22 protein-coding genes and 1 other annotated feature are annotated in these 22,099 nt (G+C 36.9%); of the genes, 13 read left to right on the forward strand and 9 right to left on the reverse strand.

Annotated elements, in window-relative coordinates:
- Positions 1-109 precede the first annotated feature (109 nt).
- Complete coding sequence (locus tag MHB39_RS03805; protein ID WP_342545878.1) at positions 110-1,576, forward strand: alpha-amylase family glycosyl hydrolase; 1,467 nt, start codon at positions 110-112, stop codon at positions 1,574-1,576.
- A gap of 50 nt (positions 1,577-1,626) precedes the next feature.
- Here the strand turns inward: MHB39_RS03805 and MHB39_RS03810 are convergent, their stop codons facing one another.
- A complete protein-coding gene (locus MHB39_RS03810; protein ID WP_036076685.1) occupies positions 1,627-2,484 on the reverse strand; it encodes a DegV family protein in 858 nt (285 codons plus the stop codon).
- 142 nt (positions 2,485-2,626) lie between these two features.
- On the reverse strand, positions 2,627-3,436 hold the full coding sequence (locus tag MHB39_RS03815) for a Cof-type HAD-IIB family hydrolase (RefSeq protein ID WP_066036276.1): 810 nt from the start codon (positions 3,434-3,436) through the stop codon (positions 2,627-2,629).
- Between the two features lie 121 nt (positions 3,437-3,557).
- Between MHB39_RS03815 and MHB39_RS03820 the strand changes: the two genes are divergently transcribed.
- Together MHB39_RS03820 and MHB39_RS03825 are read left to right on the forward strand one after the other, a co-directional pair.
- Complete coding sequence (locus tag MHB39_RS03820) at positions 3,558-4,322, forward strand: prolyl oligopeptidase family serine peptidase (protein WP_066036275.1); 765 nt, start codon at positions 3,558-3,560, stop codon at positions 4,320-4,322.
- Between the two features lie 53 nt (positions 4,323-4,375).
- Positions 4,376-4,684: a metal-sulfur cluster assembly factor gene (locus tag MHB39_RS03825; RefSeq protein WP_004227477.1), complete on the forward strand. Its 309-nt coding sequence runs from the start codon at positions 4,376-4,378 to the stop codon at positions 4,682-4,684.
- 60 nt (positions 4,685-4,744) lie between these two features.
- On the opposite strand, the gene MHB39_RS03830 is transcribed toward MHB39_RS03825, so the two are convergent.
- The gene (locus MHB39_RS03830; protein ID WP_342545879.1) at positions 4,745-5,431 is read right to left on the reverse strand and encodes a Crp/Fnr family transcriptional regulator; all 687 of its coding nucleotides are present in this window, start codon (positions 5,429-5,431) and stop codon (positions 4,745-4,747) included.
- A gap of 269 nt (positions 5,432-5,700) precedes the next feature.
- Between MHB39_RS03830 and MHB39_RS03835 the strand changes: the two genes are divergently transcribed.
- Positions 5,701-7,827 carry an AAA family ATPase gene (locus MHB39_RS03835; RefSeq protein WP_342545881.1) on the forward strand — a complete coding sequence of 709 codons (2,127 nt, stop codon included), beginning with the start codon at positions 5,701-5,703 and terminating at the stop codon, positions 7,825-7,827.
- A gap of 49 nt (positions 7,828-7,876) precedes the next feature.
- Here MHB39_RS03835 and MHB39_RS03840 read toward each other — a convergent pair whose 3' ends face one another.
- Entirely contained in the window at positions 7,877-8,071 is a 195-nt protein-coding gene (locus tag MHB39_RS03840; RefSeq protein WP_016994327.1) for a YjzD family protein, read from the reverse strand.
- 342 nt (positions 8,072-8,413) lie between these two features.
- Here MHB39_RS03840 and MHB39_RS03845 point away from each other — a divergent pair, with 342 nt between their 5' ends.
- From MHB39_RS03845 to MHB39_RS03865, 5 genes are all read left to right on the forward strand, one after another.
- A complete protein-coding gene (locus tag MHB39_RS03845; protein ID WP_016994328.1) occupies positions 8,414-9,352 on the forward strand; it encodes a beta-ketoacyl-ACP synthase III in 939 nt (312 codons plus the stop codon).
- 30 nt (positions 9,353-9,382) lie between these two features.
- Positions 9,383-10,624 carry a beta-ketoacyl-ACP synthase II gene (gene fabF / locus MHB39_RS03850; RefSeq protein ID WP_016994329.1) on the forward strand — a complete coding sequence of 414 codons (1,242 nt, stop codon included), beginning with the start codon at positions 9,383-9,385 and terminating at the stop codon, positions 10,622-10,624.
- 125 nt (positions 10,625-10,749) lie between these two features.
- Positions 10,750-11,175, forward strand: coding sequence for an HTH domain-containing protein (locus MHB39_RS03855; RefSeq protein WP_058844812.1), 426 nt, complete (start codon positions 10,750-10,752; stop codon positions 11,173-11,175).
- A complete protein-coding gene (locus MHB39_RS03860; RefSeq protein ID WP_231745103.1) occupies positions 11,118-12,080 on the forward strand; it encodes an IS3 family transposase in 963 nt (320 codons plus the stop codon). The genes MHB39_RS03855 and MHB39_RS03860 overlap by 58 nt, the downstream gene beginning before the upstream one ends.
- Before the next feature lie 114 nt (positions 12,081-12,194).
- Positions 12,195-12,416 (forward strand): hypothetical protein, encoded by a 222-nt coding sequence (locus MHB39_RS03865; protein ID WP_016994330.1) that lies wholly within the window; start codon positions 12,195-12,197, stop codon positions 12,414-12,416.
- A gap of 2 nt (positions 12,417-12,418) precedes the next feature.
- Here the strand turns inward: MHB39_RS03865 and trpS are convergent, their stop codons facing one another.
- Positions 12,419-13,408, reverse strand: coding sequence for a tryptophan--tRNA ligase (trpS, locus tag MHB39_RS03870; protein ID WP_016994331.1), 990 nt, complete (start codon positions 13,406-13,408; stop codon positions 12,419-12,421).
- Positions 13,409-13,513: 105 nt separating this feature from the next.
- Positions 13,514-13,735 (reverse strand) — a binding site (T-box leader).
- 491 nt (positions 13,736-14,226) lie between these two features.
- Between trpS and spxA the strand changes: the two genes are divergently transcribed.
- From spxA to pepF, 4 genes are all read left to right on the forward strand, one after another.
- Positions 14,227-14,622, forward strand: a complete 396-nt coding sequence (gene spxA, locus MHB39_RS03875) for a transcriptional regulator SpxA (RefSeq protein ID WP_025116803.1) — start codon at positions 14,227-14,229, stop codon at positions 14,620-14,622.
- Positions 14,623-15,055: 433 nt separating this feature from the next.
- The gene (mecA, locus tag MHB39_RS03880; RefSeq protein ID WP_004227456.1) at positions 15,056-15,724 is read left to right on the forward strand and encodes an adaptor protein MecA; all 669 of its coding nucleotides are present in this window, start codon (positions 15,056-15,058) and stop codon (positions 15,722-15,724) included.
- A gap of 187 nt (positions 15,725-15,911) precedes the next feature.
- Positions 15,912-17,033 carry a competence protein CoiA family protein gene (locus MHB39_RS03885; protein WP_342545884.1) on the forward strand — a complete coding sequence of 374 codons (1,122 nt, stop codon included), beginning with the start codon at positions 15,912-15,914 and terminating at the stop codon, positions 17,031-17,033.
- A gap of 50 nt (positions 17,034-17,083) precedes the next feature.
- Entirely contained in the window at positions 17,084-18,901 is a 1,818-nt protein-coding gene (pepF, locus tag MHB39_RS03890; protein ID WP_342545885.1) for an oligoendopeptidase F, read from the forward strand.
- 388 nt (positions 18,902-19,289) lie between these two features.
- On the opposite strand, the gene MHB39_RS03895 is transcribed toward pepF, so the two are convergent.
- From MHB39_RS03895 to MHB39_RS03910, 4 genes are all read right to left on the reverse strand, one after another.
- On the reverse strand, positions 19,290-20,099 hold the full coding sequence (locus tag MHB39_RS03895; RefSeq protein ID WP_036076678.1) for a DsbA family protein: 810 nt from the start codon (positions 20,097-20,099) through the stop codon (positions 19,290-19,292).
- Positions 20,092-20,499: a hemoglobin gene (locus MHB39_RS03900; RefSeq protein WP_004227447.1), complete on the reverse strand. Its 408-nt coding sequence runs from the start codon at positions 20,497-20,499 to the stop codon at positions 20,092-20,094. The genes MHB39_RS03895 and MHB39_RS03900 overlap by 8 nt, the downstream gene beginning before the upstream one ends.
- A 220-nt stretch (positions 20,500-20,719) precedes the next feature.
- Positions 20,720-21,478, reverse strand: coding sequence for a lytic transglycosylase domain-containing protein (locus MHB39_RS03905; RefSeq protein ID WP_342545887.1), 759 nt, complete (start codon positions 21,476-21,478; stop codon positions 20,720-20,722).
- 20 nt (positions 21,479-21,498) lie between these two features.
- Entirely contained in the window at positions 21,499-22,086 is a 588-nt protein-coding gene (locus tag MHB39_RS03910; RefSeq protein ID WP_258860673.1) for a CYTH domain-containing protein, read from the reverse strand.
- Positions 22,087-22,099: the final 13 nt, after the last annotated feature.

Consider the following 22,099-nt stretch of genomic DNA (forward strand, 5'->3'; position numbering starts at 1 on the left):
TTTTGTCGTAATTCATTTCGCTTTTACGCAAAATCTTTGGAAAAGATAGCGACGTGACAGAGTTATTTGGTAAAATGACGTTGATTGGTTTGAAAGAGAGGGAATAACAGTGAAATTTAAGAAGTGGATAAGTGCGACGGCTGCATCACTTTTATTAGCAGCTTCATTCGTAGGTACCATTCCAGTAGCACATGCGGATGAATCAGCGACTAGAACAATAGCAGAAGAAAGCATCTATGATTTACTCGTTGACCGTTTCTTTAATGGCTCGGGCACAAACGATTTTGATACAAATACGCAGGACTCTTCGAAATTTGCGGGGGGCGATTTTACAGGTTTACAGGATAAACTGAAATTTATCGGTGAGATGGGCTATACAATTGTTTCCATTGGGCCTATTTTTTCTACAGAGAAGTATGATGGATCAATGCCCACAAGTTATACTACAATAGAACGTCATTTTGGAACAACGGAAGAATTCCAAAGTACTGTAGAGGCCTACAAAGCGAAAAATATGTCCATTATGGTGGATTTTCCACTTACAAATGTGAGTCCAAATCATGAGTGGGCAAAGGATGCATCGAAAGCGGATTGGATTGCATCTACCAATAATGGACAAGTACAGTGGGATTTATCAAATAAGGATGTGCAAGAAGCACTTATTCAAGCAGTAACTGAATTTGTTTCTACATATGACATCGGTGGCATTCGTTTAACAAATATCGCAGGGGCTGATACAGCGTTTATCAATGCAGTAATAGCTGCATTAAAAGAGACAAAAACATCACTTTATGTGATAGCAAATGAAGAAAGCGATGCTGACTTTGATGCAACTTTCTCACCTGTAACGGCAGATATCTATCGTAATATATTTAAAAACGTGGATATGGATTCTTCTAAATTAATGGAACCCTTCGCAGGAGAAAAACCGACACAAATTATGGTGGATTCACTTGAAACTCATCGTTTTACATTTGACTCTGCTAATGAAAATATGTTCCCACCTACCCGCTTAAAAATGGCGATGGGTGCTTTATTTATGCTACCAGGAATTCCTGTCGTACAATACGGGACAGAAATTGCTATGAATGGGGAAGCAAAACCAGATACACACCAGCTTTATAACTTTAAAACAGACGAGGAACTGATAGATTATATTAAAAATGTTCAATCTTTACGTAATCAATCAGCTACTTTACGTAATGGTGATTTTGAAGTCATTACAAATGAAAATGGCCTTCTTGTCTTTACACGTTCTTCTGACGAAGAAAAGTGGGTAATCATGGTTAATAATACTGGTAAAACACAACGCGTCGACTTAACACCTGAACAACTTGGTGAAGGGAAAATGCTGAACGGTATTTTACATGAGGAAAAAGTTCGCATAAATGAAAAAGAAGTCTATCCTGTTATTTTAGACCGAGAAATGGTTGAAATTTATCAAGTTCGCAATGATGAAGGCTTAAACACTCCTTATATGGTGGCTCTTGGCTTAGTATGGGTGATCTTTATTGGCTTTGTTGTCATCATCATTAAACGAGGGAAAGTTCGTCGTCAGGAGCAAGACGTCCAATAATAATAACACGACAAAAAAGCATGCCAGGAGCCATCCTAGCATGCTTTTTATTAGCCTTCAAAGCTTTTATTTGTGAAGAAAATTGCAATAGTCCCAGGTCCGACATGTGAGCCGATCGCGGAACCTATCATGGTAATTTGCACAGCTTGAGGTGAAAAACGCTCCTGGATAGAGGCTTTTGCTTCATTCGCAAAGGCAGCGTCGTCACTATGGCTAATACCTACGATTTTATTTGTAAAGCTGCCACCACGCTCCTGCATTAAATCTAACATACGATTAAGTGCTTTTTTTCGACCGCGCGACTTTTCAATCGGTACAAGTTTGCCATCTTCTACATTTAAAATAGGCTTAATACTAAGAAGGCCACCTAAAAATGCACTAGCTTTTGATACACGACCACCTTTTGCAAGGTAATCTAAGTCTTCTACAGTAAATAAATGCTCGACCTGAGGTGCAAGGGTGTTTATTTTAGAGGCCATGTCTTCTAAGGATACTCCTATATTTCGCAGTCGTACAGCTTCTTCCACGACAAGGCCATGGCCTAGTGATGCGCATTTAGAGTCGATAATGACTAGTTTTAAGGAAGGATACTGCTCAAGTACCTGATTGCGAATCATTTGAGCAGTACTATATGTGCCTGATAATTCTGATGAAAAAGCGATATAAATACCTTCTTCATCATTTTTGGCTAGCTCCTCAAAATGCTTCAAAAAGAGCTCAGGTGACACTTGTGATGTTTTTGGCTGAGCACCTTGGCGTATTGCATCATAGATCTCTTTGGAATCAATTGAAATCACATCTTCATATTCTTTGTTGTTCAATTGCACTCGTAAAGGGAGTAGCACGACATCATTTTCTTCATAGTAAGATTTTGGTAGATCACATCCACTATCCGTAAAAATCTTCATTCTCTTGTCCCCCTAATTTCAACTTACTTTTAAAGCTTTTTAACTTTATTCAGTAGATACTCACTTTAGATAAATGGAAGGGGTACCACTGAATAAAGTTAAACTGGTAAAAATGGAATGTTAACTTGAACTTACTACTTAACTATGATAATTTCAAGCGTTCAATGAGTATTTTTGCAATTCCATCATCATTATTCGTTGTCGTAATTTCATTGGCAATGTTTTTAAGACTTGAAATACCGTTCCCCATCGCTACACCAAGTCCAGCATATTCGATCATTTCTAAATCATTGTCTTCATCACCAAATGCGATGATGCGCTCACGAGGAATACCTAAATCTTTTGCCACATGTGCAATACCCACAGCTTTATTTAAGCCGCGACGCACAATTTCAATAATATGAAGTGGTGCGCCCCATCGACGATGTTCAATGACTTCTGCGTGCACAGCCTGCAAATGATCACGTATAATAACTGAATTCGCTTCATTTGCCTGAATTAATAAACTTGTGGGATTATCCAGGAGGTGTGTGTATAAATCCCCAAGTGTAATTTTTGGATTACCCATATTAAAAATATTTAAAATACGATCGTCTTCTGTGTGGACATAAATATCATCTTTTACCTCAGCGATAATATTTTCGTATTCATAACTGTTAATAGAATCAACAACATCATGTACGACACTTAAATCAATTGGTGTGTGCATATGTTGCCAAGAGACATTTTTAGGATGATGCACATATGCGCCATTAAAATTAACAATGGGTGTAGTGAGCCCAAGTTCATGATAATAAAGATCGCTTGCACGGTATGGACGTCCCGTCGCAATCATCACTTGATGCCCTTGTTCCTTAGCCTGCAATAATGTTTTTTTCGTTTTTGCAGAAATTTGCTGTTGATCTGTTAATAAAGTTCCATCTAAGTCTAATACGATTAAATGCGGTTTCATAGCTCGTTGCCCCTTTCCTATAGTTTGAATAGTATCTCTTTGTCTTACATTCGTCAAAATTTTGTCACAGTGAAAAAAGTTTGCTAACATAAAGATGAGAGAATAGTTGGGAGTGACAATAATGTTTGTAGAAAAAGAAGTGTGGGGAAATATTCCTTTATTACATATACATACAGACAATATGAATGAAGAAACCCCGGTAGTCATTTTTTTGCATGGCTTTATGAGTGCAAAAGAACATAACTTACACTATGCATACCAATTGGTGCATAAAGGGGTGCGTGTCCTATTGCCAGATGCAAAATTTCATGGTGAGCGTAGCGAAGGCCTAACGGAAATGCAAATGAATTTAAATTTTTGGGACATTGTTTTAAATTCTATTCATGAAGTACAACAATTATATGATGAATTAAAGAATAAAAATTTATTAGCTAGTCATAAAATTGGCATAGGAGGCACTTCAATGGGTGGCATCGTGACATCAGGCTGTCTGAAACTTTATGATTGGATACAAACAGCTGCAATATGCATGGGTGCACCTGGTTTTATAAAATTGGGTGAATACCAATTGCAACAATTTGCTAAAAGCGGAGTTAACTGGCCGATGTCAGAGGAAGACGTTGAAAAAATTAATGAAGCCCTTGCTAAATATGATGTCAGTTTAACACCAGAAAAATTCGCGGGCCGCCCTGTATTCTTTTGGCATGGAGAATTAGATAAAACAGTTCCTTTTCACGAAACGTATAAATTTTATGAAACATTACGGGAATACTATGAAGCAAACCCTGAATATTTAAAGTTCATGGTTAACAAACGGGCTGGACATGCTGTACCACGTGACGGTATGCTAGCAGCCACAGCATGGCTTGCACAGCATTTGGCATAACAGGGTGCATCTGCTATGATAAGGTTAACACTATGATGGAAGGAGAAATACGAATGGATCAGGATATGAAAGATAGCATGTTAGGTGCTTTAGAAAACGTAATTGATCCTGAGCTTGGCATTGATATTGTCAACTTAGGTTTAGTATATGATGTGGAATTAGATGATGAAGGTGTTGCAACTGTTACGATGACGCTAACATCTATGGGCTGCCCACTTGGTCCAGTCATTGTGGATCAAGTGAATACGGCGTTAGGTGAACTTCCAGAAGTGAAAAGTACAAATGTTAATATTGTATGGAATCCACCTTGGTCGAAAGATAAAATGTCACGCTATGCCAAAATGGCATTGGGCGTACGTTAAAATGGCTTATTTAAAACCCTGCTTATTGAAAAATAAGCAGGGTTTTTGCTTGTAACGAAACTAATCGATACGGCATATTTGTAATGGACAATTTTCACAGGCAATTTCATTTTTTAAAAATTGTAAATCATGAATGGTAATAAATCCTTTATCAAAAGTGATAATCTCATGTTTTTTTAAATCATTCAGCATACGATTAATCATTTCCCGACTTGTCGCACACAGATTTGCAATTTCTGTATTTGTTAGTTGAAAATCAATAAAAATCGAGTCATTTTCTACAGGTTTACCATACGTATTGGACAGCCGAATGAGCGTTGAAAATAGAGCACCTTTTTTTCCGTTTAACACTAAATCGCGCAAACGACTCTGATGCTTTAAGTTTTCTGTTTGTAGCCACTTCATGTATTCCACCATAACTGTCGGCTGCTCTTCTAGTAAATGCTCCAAAGATTTACGACTCAAAACATACAACGTAGAGGGTTCTAAAACTTTGGCAGTCATCGAATTATAGACGAGATTACAAAATAACGAACCTTCTCCTATTATGCTGTCAGGGCCACAAATACGAATGGTTAATTCCTTACCCGTCTCGGATTCTTGGCTAATCGAAATAACACCTGATTGGATGTAATAAATTTCTTTTGCCCGTTCACCCTCTAGAAAAATTTTATTTCCTTTATTCACTTTGATAAAAACACCATGGGTTTGAAAAAGATCTTTAATTTTTTCAAACATATTATCCATTAAAACCATATCTCCAACACATCGCTTTCTTTTTGTAATAAATGGCGATTATTACAAAAGGATAGTGGATTTCGATACTAAAACATAGAAACATACCATTATTATAACGTAAACTTCCATAATAAGTGAAAAAATTTTAGGGCGATTTCTTTGCTAAGCATTGTCGAGTGATGTAAAATAAAGTTAGTCAAAAAAGGTCAAACTTTTTTTCTAATGAATAAGAATGGGTATATAAATAATGAGAAATATGAAAAAAAGGAGTGCTAGCTATGCAATTTCAACAAACAGACAATAAAAAACCATTAGAACAATTTGGACGCAATTTAATTGAAGAAGTAAAAAACGGCAAGATGGATCCTGTTATCGGGCGTGATGAAGAAATTCGAAATGTAATTCGTATTCTAACACGTAAAACAAAAAATAATCCTGTATTAATCGGTGAACCAGGAGTTGGAAAAACGGCAATTGTGGAAGGTTTAGCACAGCGTATTGTTAAAGGTGATGTACCAGAAGGCTTGAAAGAATGTGTATTATATGAATTAGATATGAGTGCGTTAATCGCTGGTGCAAGTTATCGTGGACAATTTGAAGAACGCTTAAAAGGTGTGCTAAAAGAAGTAAAAGAATCAGAAGGACAAATCATTCTATTTATTGATGAAATTCATACGATCGTAGGTGCAGGAAAAACAGATGGCGCTATGGATGCAGGAAATATGCTAAAACCTATGCTAGCACGTGGTGAATTACACTGTATTGGTGCTACTACCTTAGACGAATATCGTATGTACATTGAAAAGGATCCTGCCTTAGAACGTCGATTCCAGCAAGTACTAGTACGTGAGCCATCTATAGAAGATACGGTATCCATTTTACGTGGTTTAAAGGAACGCTTTGAATTACATCACGCAGTACGTATTCATGACAGAGCAATTGTTGCGGCAGCAGAACTATCCAATCGCTATATTACAGAACGATTTTTACCTGATAAGGCCATTGATTTAATTGATGAGGCTTGTGCAATGATTCGTACAGAAATTGATTCAATGCCACAGGAATTAGACGCAGTCACACGTCGTATTATGCAGCTTGAAATTGAGGAACAGGCATTGCGTAAGGAAAAGGACGAGGCAAGTAAAAAACGTCTGGAGCAATTACGCGAAGAATTAACTAAGTTAAAAGAGTCATCTAAGGGCATGCGACAACAATGGGAAGCAGAAAAAGAAAAACTACACGATATTCAGAAAAAACGTGAAACATTGGATAAATATCGTCGTGATCTAGATGAGGCAGAAAGTAAATATGATCTAAATAAAGCTGCTGAATTACGTCATGGTAAAATTCCAACACTTGAAAAAGACATTCAGGTACTTGAAAAGGAATTAGAGAACGGTGCGGAATCTCGTATTTTACGTGAAGAGGTAACAGCAGATGAAATCGCTGCAATTGTTTCGCGTTGGACAGGAATCCCTGTAACAAAATTAGTAGAGGGTGAGCGTGAAAAACTATTACGTTTAAAGGATACATTACATGAACGTGTGGTTGGACAAGATACAGCAGTTCAATTAGTGACAGAAGCGGTATGGCGTGCACGTGCAGGTATCAAAGATCCACACCGACCTATTGGTAGCTTTTTATTTTTAGGTCCAACTGGTGTAGGTAAAACAGAACTTGCAAAGGCACTTGCTGCACAGTTATTTGATTCAGAAGATCACTTTATTCGGATTGATATGAGTGAATACATGGAGAAACATAGTGTGTCTCGACTTGTTGGGGCGCCTCCAGGCTATGTGGGCTATGAGGAAGGTGGACAACTAACAGAAGCCGTTCGCCGAAATCCTTATTCTGTGGTGCTACTAGATGAGATTGAAAAAGCTCATCCTGATGTGGCGAACATTTTATTGCAAATCTTAGATGATGGACGTATTACAGATAGTCAGGGACGAATGGTGAATTTTACAAATACAGTGGTCATTTTAACTTCGAATATTGGCTCTAGCTATTTAATGGAAGCAAAAGAAAATGATGCAGCTGTGGAGGACTTAGTCATGTCAGCCCTAAGACAACATTTTAAACCAGAGCTATTAAACAGAATGGATGATATCATCTTCTTCCATGCTTTAACTACTAAACATTTTACGGCGATTGCTTGGAAGTATGTAGAGCAATTGATTAAGCGTGTCGCAGAGCAAGAAATTACTTTATCTGTCGAGCAAGAGGTCATTGATTGGGTAGTAGAGCAAGGAGCAGATGCCCAATTTGGAGCAAGACCACTAAAGCGCTTTGTACAGCGACATATTGAAACAGCCGTTGCTAAAGAACTTTTACGTGGAGAAGTTTTACCAGGGGAGACATTGCATGTGAAAATGCGTGATGGTCAATGTGTTGTGGAAAAATAACAGAAAAAACCTGTTCGGCATGGTGCTGAACAGGTTTTTTCTAGCTGAATTAATGATGGTCTGCAGCTTCTGGTGTAGGGTCGTTTGGAATGATCGCTCCAATAATAAAGATAAGGATGGAGAATACAACAGAAACGATTGCCCCAGTTTGGAAATTAAATGGTACACCAAGTACAGAGCTGACTACGTAGTTTAACATAGAAACTAGTAGGAATGACCATATGAACGTTACGATATATTGCATTAATTTCACCTCAACCGAACTTTTTTCATCATAAGGTTTTACTCATATTCATTATCATATCATAACATAAATCAAAAAAAAATGAACCATTTATGTGAAACATGGCGATTTTGTCACAACAAATATGAGATTTTGCATTTTAGTGATGTAAAGTATTTAGGGACGGCTCTGAAATAGGGGGAATCGCTCCAAAAAAGAGAACTCCATTTCATAAAATTCCTATAATCAACCACCACCCTTCTATATATTAATTTTAAATCATCTTGCGTCATTCCTTTTATATGCGTTATAATTATGACCAGTTACTAATAATTGATAGTAAGAAAGCTGAGGGGTTGCTATATGAACGCTGGTATTATAGGAATAGGCAAATATGTTCCTGAGAAGGTCGTTACAAATTTTGATTTGGAAAAAATCATGGATACTTCGGATGAATGGATTCGTACTCGAACAGGCATTGAAGAACGTCATTTTGCGGCAGATGATCAGGAAACTTCAGATTTGGCAGTAGCTGCTGCAAAAGAAGCTATTGCAAATGCGGGTATTACGCCTGAGGAAATTGGTTTAATTCTTGTAGCAACTGTCACACAGGATCAAACTTTTCCAAGTGTAGCTTGTATGGTTCAGGAACAACTCGGAGCAGTAAATGCTGCAGCAATGGATCAAGCAGCAGCATGTGCAGGATTTATATATAGCTTAGTGACAGCAAAGCACTTTGTTGAGGCAAATGCTTATAAATATGTCTTAGTAGTAGGTGTTGAAAAGCTGTCGAAAGTAGTTGATTGGGAAGATCGCAATACAGCTGTATTATTTGGCGATGGTGCCAGTGCAGCTATCGTTGGGCAAGTCTCTGAAGGTAGAGGTATTTTATCATTTGAACTTGGTGCTGACGGAACAGGCGGAAAGAATCTTTATTTAACGAAGCAAGACACAATAGCGATGAATGGTCGTGAGGTGTTTAAATTTGCTGTACGTCAAATGGGTGAATCGGCTGTTAATGTATTAGAAAAAGCAGGATTAACAAAAGAAGACGTTGATTTCTTAGTGCCACATCAGGCAAATATACGTATTATGGAATCTGCTCGTGAGCGTTTAGAGCTACCACCAGAAAAAATGTCAAAAACGATTCATAAATACGGAAATACTTCAGCAGCATCTATTGGTATTTCCTTGGTAGATGAGCTCGAAGCAGGTAAGATTAAAGAGGATGATTTATTAGTCCTTGTAGGTTTTGGTGGCGGCTTAACATGGGGTGCCGTAGCTATGAGATGGGGAAAATAAGTAGGAAAAATGCTTGAGGGGAGTAAGACAATGAGTAAAAGACGAGTAGTAATTACAGGAATTGGCGCAGTTACACCACTAGGAAATAGCATCGAAGAAACATGGGCAAACATTAAAGCTGGTAAATCTGGCATTGGTGAGCTGACACGTTTAAATAAAGACCTTTTTGCAGCAAAAATTGCTGCAGAAGTGAAGGACTTTGATATTGAAAAATACATTGATCGTAAAGAAGCACGTAAAATGGATCGTTTCACACAGTACGCATTAGCTGCTTCGATTATGGCAATGGAAGACGCACAGCTAACAATTGATGAAGAGCTAGCTCCACGTGCAGGTGTATGGATTGGTTCTGGTATCGGTGGAATGGAAACATATGAACAACAATTTTTAACATTCCAAGAGCGTGGTGCAAGACGTGTTAGCCCATTCTTTATCCCAATGATGATTCCTGATATGGCATCGGGCCAAGTCTCTATTCACTTTGGGGCAAAGGGAATTAACTCTTGTTCTGTAACGGCATGTGCTTCAGGTACAAACTCTATTGGGGATGCCTTTAAAGTAATTGAACGTGGAGATGCTGATGTTATGATTTCGGGTGGTGCTGAATCACCAATCGTAACAATGGCTGTGGCAGGCTTCTGTGCCAATACAGCATTATCATTGAATCAAGATCCACAAGCAGCATGTCGCCCATTCGATAAAAACCGTGATGGCTTTATTATCGGAGAAGGAGCGGGTATCGTTATTTTAGAAGAGTATGAACATGCAAAAGCTCGTGGTGCCAAAATCTATGCTGAAGTTTTAGGTTATGGTGCAACAGGCGATGCACATCATATTACGGCTCCAGCTCCAGAGGGTGAAGGCGCAGCGCGTGCGATGACGCAAGCATTAACAGATGGTGGTGTAGCGCCATCACAAGTTGATTATATTAATGCACATGGTACGAGTACGCCATACAATGATTTATTCGAAACACAAGCTGTTAAAACTGCATTCGGTGATCATGCGTATAACCTTGCTATGAGCTCTACAAAATCTATGACAGGTCACTTATTAGGCGCAGCTGGTGGTGTGGAAGCTATTTTCACAGCATTAGCTCTTAAAGAAGGGATCTTACCACCTACAATCAATTTAAAAGATCCTGATCCTGAATGTGATTTAGATTATGTTCCAAACGAAGCAAGAGAAGCAAATATTCAATATGCAATGAGTAATTCTCTTGGTTTTGGTGGTCACAATGCAAGTCTTCTATTCAAAAAATATGAAGCATAATATGTAAACATAAAAAACGTCAGCCGAATTTTAAAATGTACCCTATAAGATAGACACTTTCAAAAAGGTCATCTTATAGGGTATTTTTATTTATAATGAAGAAAAAACGAGCGGTGGTAGATTGTATGACTAAAAAATTTTTTTCGGAACAACAACAGGCACAATTAAAATTAAATCCATACGTCAAAACAGTAAGCGCGAAAGCCATTACTTATACAGATGAATTTAAAGAATTTTTTATTGATGAATACGATAAAGGAAAATATCCAAGTGAAATCTTTTTTGAGGCGGGTTTTGACATTGAAGCCCTTGGTCCAGCTCGTATTCGGAGAGCTTCGAATCGTTGGCGTACAGCTTATAAAGAGCATGGGCTTACAGGCTTAGAAGATGCCAGAAAACATGCTTCAGGTCGCCCTTTAGAACGCGAATTAAGTATAGAAGAAAAATACGCCCGCTTAGAGGCGAAGATGAAATTGTTAGAAGCAGAAAACGAATTTTTAAAAAAGCTAGATCAACTCGAAAGGCAGCTGATAAGGAAGCAATCAAAATAAGTACTACACAAAAATTTGAGTTAATCCATCAAATTATTGAAAAATATCAATTAAAACGGATGGTACGATATCTTTGTGAAATGGCAAAGGTTTCACGCTCAGGCTACTATCGCTATTTTAGAGAAGAAGCTGTCTTAACTCGTCAAAAACAGAATGAAGAAGATGAAGTGGTGAAAGAAGTCATTTTAAAGGCCTTTCATTTCCGAGGACGAAAGAAAGGCGCACGTCAAATAAAAATGACACTAGAAAACCAATATGAAATTACGTACAACCTTAAGCGTATCCGTCGCATTATGAAAAAGTTTAATATTATCTGTCCCATTCGAAAAGCCAATCCAGCGCGTCGTATGGCAAAAGCAACGAAGGAACACCGTATATGCCCTAACAATTTACAGCGCAACTTCAAGCAAGGTGTGGCAGGAAAAGTATTACTAACCGACATCACATATTTAACATATGGAGGCGGTAAACGTGCTTATTTATCAACGATAAAAGACGCCGAAACAAATGAAATTTTAGCGTATGAAGTATCCTCTACATTGGGTATAGAAATTGCGCTCAATACGTTACATAAATTAAAGAAACATCGGCATTTAAGGGAGGATGCCTTTATCCATTCGGATCAAGGTTTCCACTATACGAATCCAAAATTCCGAGCCTTAGTGAAGAAAATTGGCTTAGGACAGTCCATGTCACGTCGAGGAAACTGTTGGGATAATGCGCCACAAGAATCGTTCTTTGGGCATTTTAAAGATGAAACAACTATTAGAGCATGTGAAACGTTAGAAGAAGTAAAGAAAGAAATTAAGAGTTATATGATTTACTACAATCATTATCGAGGGCAATGGAATTTAAAAAAGCTGCCGCCTGCAAAATACAGACAGCAGCTTCAAGAAGTTGCCTAACCTTTTTCAAAATGTCCTTTACAAAGGGTACATTTTATTTAAATGGCTGACGTCTTTTTTTATAGTTTTGTGAATAAATGATAAGTAAGAAGAAGTAGAAAGGATGCCACTACTATGTTTCGTCTCTTTTTATTTTTAGTAAGTTATGGCTTAATGATCCTCTCAGTAGGGAATCTTATATTGTATTTAAATTACCGCACACTAGGTTATTCATGGAAGGTTGTTTTCAAATTTATTTTTCAAACAACAGAATTTTATATGGCAGTAGGAGCCTGTATTATCATCTGCGCAGTTGTGCTTGATTTAGGCTTTGATCGTTCCTCAGACAAGCCATAAGTTCAGCGACGTGCGCGACCAAGACCCATAGCATCTTCCATACGTTTTAATGTAGCGCTAGCAATCGCATTCGCCTTTTCAGCACCTTCATCTAGAATGACATCTAATTCTGATGATTCTACTAGATGATAGAATTTTTCTTGAATAGGTGTTAAGTGTTCGATTACGGCTGTTGCTACACCCTGCTTGAATCCACCATAGCCAATTCCCTCATATTTTTTGACTAAATCTTCAATGGCTACTCCTGAAATAGCCGATTCGATTGTCAATAAATTTGAAACACCTGGTTTATTTTCCACGTCAAATGCAACGATACCGTCAGAGTCTGTTACAGCTGATTTAATTTTTTTCTCAATGTCTTTCGCAGTATCTAATAAACGGATTGTTGCTTTCGTGTTTGGATCGGATTTACTCATTTTCTTAGTTGGCTCTTGTAAGGATTTAATGCGTGCACCTGCTTTTGGTAATTGAATTTCTGGAATCGTTAAAACATCACCAAAACGTTTGTTAAAGCGTTCTGCAAGATCACGAGTTAGCTCAATATGCTGCTTCTGATCATCGCCGACAGGGACTATATTTGTATTATAAAGTAGAATGTCCGCAGCCATTAGCGGTGGATATGTTAAAAGTGCAGCAGATACGCTTTCCTTACCATGTGATTTATCTTTGAATTGTGTCATACGTTCTAGCTCACCGATAGACGCAACGCACTGTAACATCCATCCTGCCTGAGCATGTGCTGGCACCTCTGATTGAATGAATAACGTAGACTTTTTAGGGTCAATGCCAGTAGCAATATAAGTAGCAGCAAGCTTACGAATACTTTCTCGTAATTCTTTAGGATCTTGTGCAACAGTGATGGCATGTTGATCAACGATACAATAAATAGCATTTCCTTCATCTTGTAGTGCTGGGAACTGCTTGAATGCTCCTAAATAGTTCCCTAAAGTTACGATACCTGTAGGCTGTACGCCAGAAAAAATTGTTGTCATTAAAATTTCCTCCTCGAATTCAATTTCTGTGACATTTTGTCAGCAGCGTTGTCTTCACTGATGAAGACAAAAAAACATCATGCGTCCTCATTAGATTTTTTCTAATGAAGGGACGAATGATGTTTGAATCCGCGGTACCACCCAGCTTGCCTAGAAAGGCCACTCAGCTTCGTAACGTGAAGGGACGAGCTTTGCTAATAGCTTCAAGTAGCGTTCACAAAGCTAACTCGGAAGTCCATTCCACATGCATCCACGATCTGTTTGCAGCAACCACAGACTCTCTATACGTGAATTAGCATATGTACTACTCTTCGTCAGCGTTTTTCTCAATTTAAATTGTTCAAATTGATTTGATTGCAAAGAATTATATTATAAAGATTCCTTTGTGTAAAGTCAGACTTTTGACGGTGTTTTTTTTCTAGAAAAAATTATATGCTTTTTTTGTTATGTAATTTTGTTATAAATTTATAATTTTTTATTAAAAAATTGTTTAGATGTACACGTGGGATTGACAATTTTCTCGATTATTTTTCTTAAATGAGAACAACTGAGATATCTGTTTAGATGTTTAAAATGCTTTAAAAATGGGAATGGTAGTAGTAGCACATAAGTTTGAAGAAAATACACTACATTAAAAAGCTGTATAAATAGACAGAATATTTAGGGATAGGTTCAGACTTTTTTTATTGGAACTATATTCAAATACAGCAGAGTACTGTATAATGGTACTGTGTATTTTACATTACATTAATTCTAATTTAACACACTGGTTCTGGTTTATAGATAATGATTTTGAAATGAAAGGATGTGTCAGAATGATCGTAACCCTATTTACATCACCAAGTTGTACCTCTTGTCGTAAAGCGAAAGCTTGGTTAGAGGAGCACGAAATTCCATATACAGAACGTAATATATTTTCTGAACCACTCAGCATTAGTGAAATAAAAAAAATTTTACGTATGACAGAAGACGGAACAGATGAAATTATTTCTACTCGTTCGAAAATATTCCAAAAATTAAATGTGGACGTTGAAAGTTTACCATTACAGCGTTTATATGAATTAATTCAGGAATATCCTGGATTATTACGTAGACCAATCATTTTAGATGAAAAACGTCTGCAGGTTGGCTACAATGAAGATGAAATTCGTCGTTTCTTACCTCGAAAAGTTCGAGCATATCAATTACAAGAAGCGCAACGAATGGTGAATTAAACCTTTCTTTTCTGAATAATATATGTAATAGATGTTACAAATGTGGAATACATGTTGTGACATCTTTTTTTATGTTTTACTTCTGTAAAACCTTCTATATGAAGTATAATAATTAATAGGGAAAAGTCATATATTTCCGTAAAAGTATGTTAAACTTGATTTAAGTTAAATAGTTTACTACAATTTCAATAATTCAAATATCTTCTGTGAAACGGTGTATATCCTTTTCATTTTATGACAGAACAGCATACAATAGAGTTAGAGACAACTGTGAACACAAAAACTCATGTTTATGGTTACTCGATGGTTTTACTGTAGTGTGGTCAAAGGTTGAAAAACAAATGCAGTATGAAGGTTAAAAACAAAGAATAAAAGCATACTAATGAAACAAAACTGTTTTTCGACATATGACAGTGAAGGGAGATGAGGTCTAGTGGACATCGAACGTGTAAATGAAAATACACTCAAGCTCTTTATTACGTACAATGATATAGAGGATCGCGGCTATAGTCGTGAAGAAATTTGGTACAATCGAGCAAAGGGTGAACAACTTTTTTGGGATATGATTGATGAAGTAAACACGGAGGATTATTTTGATGTAGAGGGTCCGATTTGGATTCATATCAATGCTTCTGAAGTAGGCTTAGAAATCATTGTCACACGTGCACATATTTTAAAAGACGGTGAAACATTAGATGGTCATTCGAATTTTGATGAACACAAAGATATGTTTGCGCCATTCGATGAAGTTGGAGAGGATCTTCTTAGCCAACTAACTCAATTTGGTGACATGGATGAGTCAGAATTATTTATGGATACAGACATTTATGTTTATAAATTTAAAGATATTGATGAGTTAATCCCTGTCGCAAAACGAATGACAGATGAATTAGTGGATTCCTCATTATTCAAATATGAAAATTGGTACTATCTAGTTGTTGATTTCGGAAACGCAGATGAGGATTTAAATCGTCATGATAGAAATGCAGTTATCAAGGAATTTTTAACACCATCCAATTTTACAATTCATCGTCTAGAGGAGTACGGTGAAAAAATTATGGAATTCAATTGCTTTGAAACAGTGCGAAAATACTTTGCATAGGCAATGAACCACTAATTATTTTAGACTGTAGTGAAACTCGTAAATGAATCGAGTTCACTACAGTCCTTTTTTATGCTTTCAACATCACAGAAATAACATCGCATTTTTAAAATTTCAAGAAAAAACTGCTTTATTTTTGTTAGTGAAAATCCATTCTATTATAGTTGTTAAAAAAGGAGCTGATTATATGCTTATTGCCTATAACAATCAACAGCAACTATTTCTCCCATATCAATATACGAGGAAAGCTTTGCAGCGATATAGGCGGCAGATGAAATTTTTTTGCCCTCAATGTTTAGAACAAGTTCAATTAAAAATAGGTAACTATAACATTCCTCATTTTGCGCACTTTACAAAAAACCAATGTTCACAGCTATTCGCAGAAGGTGAATCTACATTACATTTACAAGGTAAAATACAATTATATGAATGGCTCAAAAAGCATGGACATCAGGTGAAATTAGAGCCCTATTTAAAAGAGCTTTCTCAGCGACCTGATTTGCTCGTTACGATAGATGAGGAGCAGTTCGCAGTTGAATTTCAATGCAGTTCAATCTCTCATGAAAAATGGCGACAACGAACATTGGGCTATGAAAGAAACGATATACAAGCAATTTGGCTATTTCAAACTCCACAAAGCAAAGAATCCACCAATGGCATCAGAAAAATTAGAATCTCTCCATTGCTTCAAAAAGCGTTTATAACAACGACAACAGGCTTGCCTTATTTACTAACATACAACGCGGGGACAGCCCAATTTATTTATTGGACGAATCTTCTTCATGTTCACGGGCATACTTTCATAGGTAAAGTACAGAAAATTCCGATCGATCAACAACTTTTTCCTTTTTATATACCTCAACGTATTACTCAAGAAGAATTTCAACGCTATTGGCAGCTCTATAAACAGACTTGTAGGCAATTTGCGTATAATCGTCTTTTACATAGCAAGAAGGGAGCACAAGATCCATTTTTACGTAATTGCTATGAATTAAATCTTTCTCTTACTGCGATGCCGTCTTACATTGGGATTCCAGTGAGAGAAGGAGCATCTATCTCTTTGTTCACGAGTGAATGGCAAACAATGCTAGTATATTTTAGTAAACAATTAGGACGTCAACCATTTGAATTAACAAAGGGGCAGATGGAAAACTTTTTAAATCAGCATCAGCTAGAAGTAACCGAACAAGCAGTAAGGGCTATTCAAAATTATGGGCATCTACTTAAGTGTATGAACCATGAAGGTGGTTTACTAGATAATTGTGAGCAAGTCTATGTACATTTATTTGCAATTGCCACAATATACTGAGAAAATATGAGAGTAAAAGGAAAAAAGCACATATAAAGGGGGCTGGCATAATGGCTAGTAACAGTAATCAGGTTTTGGTTAGAAAAGAAGTACCAGAAGAATTAACATGGCGCTTAGAGGATATTTTTGCAACAGATGCAGCTTGGGAAGAGGAATGGAAGGAGGTTGCAGAGCTTGCTAAACAAGCACCTAGCTATGCAGGTACTTTAAATAATGGGGCAGAAGCATTATTAGCAGCTTTGCAGTATCATGATCATATATATGAACGTGCAATGAAGCTCTACACATATGCTCATATGCGTTATGATCAAGATACGACTAATAGCTTTTATCAAGATATGAACAGCCGTATACAAACATTGGCAACGAGTATCTCAGCTGGCCTTTCCTATTTAACACCAGAAATTCTGTCATTAAATGAAGAAACGATTGAAGGCTACTTAGCAGAAAATCAAGACCTACAATTATATAAGCAATCTTTAAAAGAAATTACGATGGCACGTCCACATGTGTTACCAGCTGAACAGGAGGCATTACTAGCACAAATGTCGGAGGTAACGGGTTCAGCTTCGAATACATTTAGCATGTTAAATAATGCCGACATGGTATTCCCTCATGTGAAAAATGAAGAGGGGGAAGAAGTACAACTTACGCATGGTAACTATATCAAGTTTTTAGAGAGCAAGGATCGCTCTGTACGTGAAGGGGCATTTAAAGCGATGTATGAAACGTATGGCAAGTTTAAAAATACGTTCTCGGCTACGCTAACTGGTAATGTGAAGAAGCATAATGTAAGTGCTCGAATTCGCCATTATGAATCTGCACGCCACGCTGCCATGTCTAATAACTTCATCCCGGAAACTGTCTATGATCAACTTGTGGAAACAATTCATAAGTATTTACCAGCTATGCAACGTTATATTTCGTTGCGTAAGAAATTATTGGGCGTAGACGAATTGCATATGTGGGATTTATTTGCGCCACTTGTTAAAGAGGTGGAAATGAAGGTTTCCTATGATGAGGCGAAAGATATTTTAGTAAAAGCTTTAGCTCCATTAGGGGAGGAATATCAAAGCATCGTTCAAAACGGACTGGATAACCGTTGGGTCGATGTTTTAGAAAATAAAGGGAAGCGTAGTGGAGCCTATTCATCAGGCGCATATGGTACGAATCCGTATATTTTAATGAATTGGCAAGACAATGTGAACAATTTATTTACATTAGCACATGAATTTGGCCACAGTGTTCATAGTTATTATTCACGAAACAACCAGCCATTTGTTTATGGAGATTATTCTATTTTTGTGGCAGAGGTAGCGTCTACTTGTAATGAAGAGTTATTAAATGACTATTTACTGAAAACAATTGATGACCCACAACAAAAGATCTACTTATTAAATCATTGGTTAGATGGTTTTAGAAGTACGGTATTCAGACAAACAATGTTTGCAGAGTTTGAACATCTTATTCATGAGATGGATAAGAACGGTGAGTCGTTGACAGCAGATCGTTTAACAGAAGTTTATTATGAATTAAACAAAAAGTACTTCGGTGATGATATGGTAGTGGATGAGGAAATTGGCTTAGAATGGGCTCGTATCCCACACTTCTACTATAATTACTATGTTTATCAGTATGCGACGGGTAAATCCGCCGCTACAGCATTGAGTAAACAAATTTTAGAGGAGGGTGCACCAGCTGTAGAACGTTATATTAATAACTTCTTAAAAGCAGGATGCTCTGATTTCCCTATTGAAGTATTAAAGGCAGCAGGCGTTGATATGAACGAGGCTAAGCCAATCGAAGATGCATGTAAAGTATTTGAAGAACGTTTAAACGAACTAGAGAAATTATTGTTGAATAACTAATTGATTGGGCTATAGGAATGTTCCTATAGCCCGTTTTTTTTATAACAGCATAATTGAAAAGGAAAGAATAATGATTTTTTTTGATTTATAAATAGGTTTAAAGTGTGCATCTTGGAAAAATACTGTTTGTAATCGCTTTCTATTTGACAAATTTGTGAATCTAGTATTGGTTTCATTGCTAAATATATTATTCCGTGATAGAGTAATTCTTGTGAAATAAATCACAAAACAAACATACACCCCTTTGTTTGAACGTGAACATTTCTCCCATCCCCTTTGTGAAAAAGAAGCGTCTCTATCGGTCGAGGATAGAGGCGCTTCTTTGTATTTTGCGTTATCTTAAAAAGGGACTCCATCATGATGACTGGAGTCCCTTTGGTTTATTGTATTATTTAAGACGCCATAACGTAGCGTGAGTAGTCTGGATTCGTTCGATCTTTTGTTGCAGCATACGTTTCTTTAGTTCACGCTCTGCTGCTTGCTCTGTTAATGAATAGATAAAAGCTATTTCATTAGTAGAAAGAGTATGGAATTTAGAAAATAAGTCCTCTATTGATGGTAATGGCTGACGAACAAGCTGTTCATTCAGCATTTCTTGTAAAATATGTTCATAAACTTCATAGGAATAGCTACCACTAACTTTTAGTCCCTCATCTTCAATACATTCATTGAAAAATACGATACTTGGTACTTCTTCCACTTCCATTTCGCGTTTAATATATAAATCGCATTGGAAAGCACGTGCTGCCTCCTTAGAACCAAAGTCAACAGTAAACTCATTCATATCGAGTTGAACATCCTCAGCTATTTTTAAAAGCGTTGCATAGGAGTTTACATCTTGATGACTTAATAATACATATTCTTGTAGTTTTGATAAATAACGTGCACCTGCACGCTTCCCCTGTAATTCAGCAGCTTTAATAGCGATAGAAGGTAAAACAGGGTGATTAATATCAAGTTCGATTCCTGAAATACAACCTTTGACACGTTTACTTAAGCAGTTTAAAGAAGTAAGTTCTGTGCTTAAAACAAAGCGCCATGTGAAGTAATGGTTGTATTCAAGCTGTAATTTACGAAGAGTTGCTTGCATGCTGAAAGCTTCAGGGCAAAGTGGATCTACGAAAATATACAATTCAATTGGCTTGTTTGCAGTAGAAATCGTTGGCGTTGGCTCTTGCAACATTTGAATATTATTCACGTAACAATTCCCCCTCATCGTCATTTGGCGTATTAACCATGTGATGAGCTGTTAATACTAAACGTTGATAATAAGTTTCACGGAACTTCCCTTCCAAACCTACCTCATCCATTGCTTCTGACATACACTCTAGCCAAGCTTGAGCGCGGTCAGGTGTAATAGGAAAATTCATGTGACGTGCACGCATCATTGGATGACCATGTTCTTCAGTAAAAAGATTTGGACCCCCTAAATACTGTGTTTGAAATTGAATTTGTTTACGGGCTGTTTCTGTTAAATCCTTTGGAAAGATTGGAATAAGATCAGGATGCTGAGCAACTCTTTTATAGAACGCATGAATGAGTTCTGACAGTTTTTCAGCTCCCAGCTCCTCATAAGGAACAGTGTATTTTCGACTCATAAGTTATATGCTCCTTTAATTCTTTATATCGTAAAGTACCATATTGTATACTTCATCCTCATCAAAATGTGAAATTCTTGTGACTACCTTCATTCTATCAACGTCTTTTCGTTAACACAAACAAAGAGCTCTTTCGAATTGCTGTTCGCTATAAAAGCACAAATTTCACCACTATGGGTGAAATTTGTTGGAAATGACATAGATAACGGGAAAAATGCGATTACACTGTAAAGTAATTCATCACTTTTTTGACATAATTCTGTGTTTCTTTAAAAGGAGGGATTCCTCCATATTTTGTAACACGAGATGCGCCAGCATTATAGGCTGCTAATGCTAATGTAGGGTCATTATTAAACTTATCCAGCATTTGACGCAAATATTTTGCTCCAGCCATAATATTCTGCTCTGGATCAAAAGCGTTAGTTACACCTAAATATTGTGCTGTTGTGGGCATAAGTTGCATTAAACCTTGCGCCCCTGCATGGCTTACTACAGTTGGATTAAAATTAGATTCTTGTTTAATAACTGCTGCAATAAGCTTTGCAGGTATCTGATAAGTAGCGGCTGCTTTTTCAATAATGGCCGTATATTCATTTGCTCCTGCTAGTGAATTGGCATATGCTGTAGAACCTATTACATCGTCTGAAACATAGGATTCAAGTTTGTTAGTAGCATATGTGTTTGCTAAAGCTTGTTTGACTGATTCAGGTATGAACACAGCATTAGACCCTTTGTAAAGAAATGATTCTAATGGACTTTGCTCAGAAGTAGCCAGCTGATTGATGAAATTTGAATTATTTGATGTGCCTGTAGCAAGCAAGCTTGATAATTTAGCATTCCTTGCTGTCGACGTTTCTCCTAATAATTCGTTAATCATGTCTGAAAAAATAGACTCATTGTCTGTGGATGAACTTTCGCTAGATCCAAGTGCTTGCAATGCCTGAATTTCTAGTAAAGATTTTAATGATTGAATATCCAAGGAGTCAGACACCTTCCTTTTTATAAATTTTGTGCTTTTAGTGCTTTCATAAAACGGGCGATTTTTTTATCAGTTGGTCGCTTATCAATACCATATTGTTGTAAAAAACTGTCGAAAATTATATTTCCTTTTATTGCATCTTTTGCTTCATATTCTACCTCATAATCGTCGCACTGCAAATAGAAAGAATGATCGAAAACAAGAAGTCCCTCTTTGTAAGGAATTTCGACACGATCTGTAGTGAGCGAACCAAATACATGCAATTGTTCTAAAGGAATATGATGGAGAGCTAATCTTTTAGCTACCTCTTGGGCATAAAATCCTTTGCCATCTAACATTTGTTGCGCCTCTATTGCTGTTATCTTATCCGTTGTTTCAAGGTGAGCATGCTCAGCATTTTTCTCTTTGAGCGTACATTCGTAATAATTACCAATTTGTCTAATACGAAGACCACTTTGTAGTTTGCGAATTGCTTGATTAGGTGTGTCAAAATAATGATTTGTTTGACGATGAATAGCATTTTGGCTAATGTGGAACTCTTGTAATAATTGCTCGTATTGTTGTTTTGTTAATAGATTTTTAAATTCAATCTCAATTTCTTGTGTCATTTATAGTCACCTA

The organism is Lysinibacillus sp. FSL K6-4013 (genome assembly GCF_038630435.1).
Lineage (GTDB): Bacteria > Bacillota > Bacilli > Bacillales_A > Planococcaceae > Lysinibacillus > Lysinibacillus boronitolerans.